General features: G+C 53.8%; 4 protein-coding genes. All 4 read right to left on the reverse strand.

Annotation, left to right across the window (positions count from 1 at the left end; genetic code table 11):
• On the reverse strand, positions 1-517 hold a 517-nt coding region (locus ACQY8X_RS20575), incomplete at its 3' end, for an amino acid ABC transporter ATP-binding protein (RefSeq protein ID WP_428037004.1).
• A gap of 18 nt (positions 518-535) precedes the next feature.
• Positions 536-1636 carry an amino acid ABC transporter permease gene (locus tag ACQY8X_RS20580; protein ID WP_428037005.1) on the reverse strand — a complete coding sequence of 367 codons (1101 nt, stop codon included), beginning with the start codon at positions 1634-1636 and terminating at the stop codon, positions 536-538.
• 11 nt (positions 1637-1647) lie between these two features.
• Positions 1648-2874, reverse strand: coding sequence for an amino acid ABC transporter permease (locus ACQY8X_RS20585; protein WP_428037006.1), 1227 nt, complete (start codon positions 2872-2874; stop codon positions 1648-1650).
• Between the two features lie 104 nt (positions 2875-2978).
• Complete coding sequence (locus ACQY8X_RS20590) at positions 2979-3992, reverse strand: amino acid ABC transporter substrate-binding protein (protein WP_428037007.1); 1014 nt, start codon at positions 3990-3992, stop codon at positions 2979-2981.
• Positions 3993-4206: the final 214 nt, after the last annotated feature.

Below are 4206 nucleotides of genomic sequence, written 5' to 3' on the forward strand. Positions count from 1 at the left end.
GCTCATCAAACAGCATCACATCCGGATTCATACACAGCGAACGGGCAATCGCCACCCGCTGTTGCTGACCACCGGACAACTGACCCGGATACTTCAGGGCCTGATCGGGAATCTTCACCCGTCCCAGCAGCTCCATCGCCCGTGCTTCCGCCTCTTTGCGCGGCATCTTTTTCACCCAGATCGGTGCCAGCACGCAGTTCTCCAGCACCGTCAGGTGCGGAAACAGGTTGAAGTGCTGGAACACCATGCCCACTTCCTTGCGGATCGCTTCGATATTTTTAATATCTTCGTTCAGGGGGATGTCATTAACGATAATATCCCCTCTCTGATGCTCCTCCAGATGGTTAATACAGCGGATCATGGTGGATTTGCCAGAGCCTGACGGACCGCAAATAACGATCTTTTCCCCCTGTCTGACCTCCAGATTAATGTTCTTCAGCACATGAAACTCGCCGTACCATTTGTTCAGGTCGCGCAGTTCCACCATCAATTTATCAGTAGCTTGTGAATGACTCATCTCAAAATCTCTCTGTTATCAGGTACGGTTGCCGTGGCCAGTTTGTAGTTTCTTCTCCAGATGCTGCGAATAGCGCGACATGCTGAAACAGAACACCCAGAACAACAGGGCAATAAATAGATAGCTCTCGGTGGAATAGCCGATCCAGTCGGGATCCTGGTTGGCTGCCTGGCCAATGGCCAGGACATCGAACAGGCCGATAATCAGCACCAGACTGGTATCTTTAAACAGCGCGATAAAGGTATTGACGATACCAGGAATCATCAGCTTCAGCGCCTGCGGCATGATGATCAGAATCATCTTCTGCCAGTAGCCCAGACCCAGCGCATCGGCAGCTTCATACTGCCCCTTAGGGATCGCCTGCAGGCCACCCCGGATCACTTCCGCCATATAGGCAGACTGGAACAGGGTAATACCGATCAGTGCCCTGAGCAGCTTGTCAAAGCTCATCCCTTCCGGAAAGAACAGTGGCAACATCACCGACGCCATGAACAGCACGGTAATCAGCGGAACACCCCGCCAGATCTCGATAAAGGTCACACAGACCGATTTCACAATCGGCATATCGGACTGTCGTCCCAGCGCCAGCACGATCCCCAGCGGCAGGGAGGCGACGATACCGACCACCGCCAGCACCAGCGTCAGGGTCAGACCGCCCCACAGATGGGTTTCAACCTGCTTCAGGCCAAACGCATTGCCGTAGAGAAGAAAGTAAGCAACGATGGGGTAGACGACCAGCAACAGGGTCGCAACCAGTCCCTTCTTCGGCGTTTGTGGCATCACCAGCCAGACAATGGAGCCGATCAGAATGATAAAGGCTAACTGTGGCCGCCAGTGTTCAGCCTCGGGGTAGAAACCATACAGAAACTGATCCAGCCGGTTAGAGATAAACACCCAGCAGGCGCCACCACTGTTACAGGCCTCCCGGCTGGTACCGACCCAGTCGGAATCGATAAAGATCCACTGAATGGTGGGCACCAGAAAGCTGATCAGGAAATAGCCGACGATAATCGTCGCCACTGAGTTGATGGGACCGTTAAACAGGTTTTGTCGCAGCCAGCCGACGACACCGATCATATTGGATGGTGGGGGCAGCGTGGGTTGTATTTCATATTTCATAGCATCCCCTCCTAGCGTTCCGTTAACTGAATTCTGGCGTTATACCAGTTCATAAAGAATGACGTGAGCAGACTGAGAGTCAGGTAGACCGCCATGGTCATCGCGATAACCTCGATCGCCTGACCGGTCTGGTTCAGGGTCGTGCCGGCAAAGACGTTCACCAGATCCGGATAACCGATCGCCGTCGCCAGCGAGGAGTTCTTCGTCAGGTTAAGATACTGACTGGTCAGCGGGGGGATCACCACGCGCATCGCCTGAGGTATCACAATCAACCGCAGGGTTTTGGCTTTCGACATCCCCAGCGCCGTGGCCGCTTCCGTCTGACCGTGGGACACCGCGAGAATACCGGCCCGCACGGTTTCCGCAATAAAGGCCGCCGTATAGATACTCAGCGCGACCCAGAGCGCCATCAGCTCAGGGATAACGGTAATCCCGCCTCTGAAGTTAAAGCCTTTCAGTTCAGGATGATCCAGCCCCAGCGGCATCCCGCTGAGCAGGAACAGAATGAGCGGCACACCGACAATCAAACCGATGCTGGTAAGAAAGACCGGGAACTGCTGCCCTGTCAGTTCCTGCCGCTTTCTCGACCAGCGGGCAATCACCCAGCTGGCAATAATCGCTGCAAAGAAACCGAAAACGACCAGCCCAAACCCATCTTCGGGAACGGGCGCGGGGAAAATAAAGCCCCGGTTGTTAATAAAGGAACCCAGGAATTCAATACTCTGGCGTGGATGAGGCAGGGTTCTCAGGACGGCGTAATACCAGAAGAAGATCTGCAGTAGCAGCGGGATATTACGGAACACCTCAATATACATAGCGGAAAACTTGGCGATCAGCCAGTTATCGGACAGCCTTGCAACGCCCAGCACAAAGCCCAGAATCGTTGCGGCAATAATCCCCATGACGGCGATCAGAATCGTATTCAGCAGACCCACAATAAAGGTCATACCGTAGCTTGACGCTTCGGTGTAATCGATCAGGCTCATGGCGATGCCGAAGCCCGCTTCACGCGTCAAAAAGTCGAAACCGGTGGTGATACCGCGCTGCTCAAGATTGGTCAGCGTGTTGTCAACAATGGTATAAAAAACGAAGCCCAGTGCTGCCAGCAACAGCACCTGGAACAGTAACGACCGTTTCTTCGGGTCGTTCCAGAACTTTGGCTGGCTCACCGGCGGTGCTTTTGACTGCGGTGAACCACCTTCAGGCTTGCCGCCTGAACTCGAAATGTCTGAGGACATTGTTAACTCCAGAAGTCAGTACACAGCTCCATCTGCCCCTGAATAAACCGACTCAGGGCAGAAATAAAAACGGCCAGCCTTGCGGCCAGCCGTTGCTCAGTGATTTAACGCATAGGTGGTGCGTACTGCAGACCACCCTGGTTCCACAGCGCGTTCAGACCACGCTCTAATCCCAGCGGAGAACCTGAACCAACGTTGCGCTCGTAAGATTCGCCGTAGTTACCGACCTGCTTAACGATCTGGTATGCCCAGTCATCCGCCAGATCCATCCCTTTACCCTTAGGTCCGTCCAGACCCAGAAGACGTTTAACGTTAGGATCGGTGCTTTCAGCTTTCATCTTATCAACGTTAGCCATGGTCAGCCCCAGCTCTTCAGCGTTCAGCAGCGCATTGAGAGACCACTTAACGATGTTAAACCAGGTGTCATCCCCCTGACGGACAACAGGTCCCAGCGGTTCTTTAGAGATAACCTCAGGCAGTGCACCCACGGCAGAAGGATCCTGCATCCGGGTACGCAGGCCCGCGGCCTGGGACAGGTCGGTGGTGAAGGAGTCACAACGGCCGGTATCAAAGGCCTGAGCCGCCTGATCATTGGTATCAAAGACCACCGGTGTATAGGTGATGCCGTGAGTACGGAAGTAATCCGCCATGTTCAGCTCGGTCGTGGTACCGGACTGCACACAGACGGTGGCGCCATCCAGCTCTTTAACACTCTTCAGCCCCAGCTCTTTCTTCACCAGAAAGCCCTGGCCATCGTAGTAGTTAACGCCAGCAAAGTTGATACCCAGCTGAGTATCACGGGTCTGAGTCCAGGTGGTCACACGGGACAGCATATCGATCTCACCGGACACCAGCGCGGTAAAACGCTCTTTCGCATTCAGAGGAATAAACTTAACTTTCGTCGCATCACCCAGCACAGCGGCAGCCACCGCCCGGCACACGTCAACGTCAAGACCTTTCCAGTTACCTTTATCATCCGGTACCGAGAAACCAGGTACACCACTCGTTACACCGCACTGCAGTGCGCCACGTTCCTTTACCGTTTCCAAAGTGCCAGCCATTGCTGTACCTGTCATTGCGACCGTAAGCGCGGCTGCAGAAATCAGGGTTTTTTTCATGAGATGCTTCCTTTGGTTATTTCTAATGGATTAATGAGCTTGCAAAGCAAAGCTGAGTTCAACAGCAGAGCTTCTGGTTTGAAATTCGGAATGGGTATTCCGCTGCTTGCGGAGTATGTTTACCTGCACACAGCAGGTCAGAGTTAAGTCGTTCAGACCGGAGCTCAGGCAGTGATGAAGCAGGGCTGAGGAGGATGCTGTTAGTAAAATACGC

The sequence above is a fragment of the Amphritea sp. genome (genome assembly GCF_050300915.1).
Classification (GTDB): domain Bacteria; phylum Pseudomonadota; class Gammaproteobacteria; order Pseudomonadales; family Balneatricaceae; genus Amphritea.

What these genes read in the sequence shown, in the direction of transcription:
- ACQY8X_RS20580 (WP_428037005.1), bottom strand. Translation starts at nt 1,636, where the DNA reads ATGAAATATGAAATACAACCCACGCTGCCCCCACCATCCAATATGATC.
- ACQY8X_RS20585 (WP_428037006.1), bottom strand. Translation starts at nt 2,874, where the DNA reads ATGTCCTCAGACATTTCGAGTTCAGGCGGCAAGCCTGAAGGTGGTTCA.
- ACQY8X_RS20590 (WP_428037007.1), bottom strand. Translation starts at nt 3,992, where the DNA reads ATGAAAAAAACCCTGATTTCTGCAGCCGCGCTTACGGTCGCAATGACA.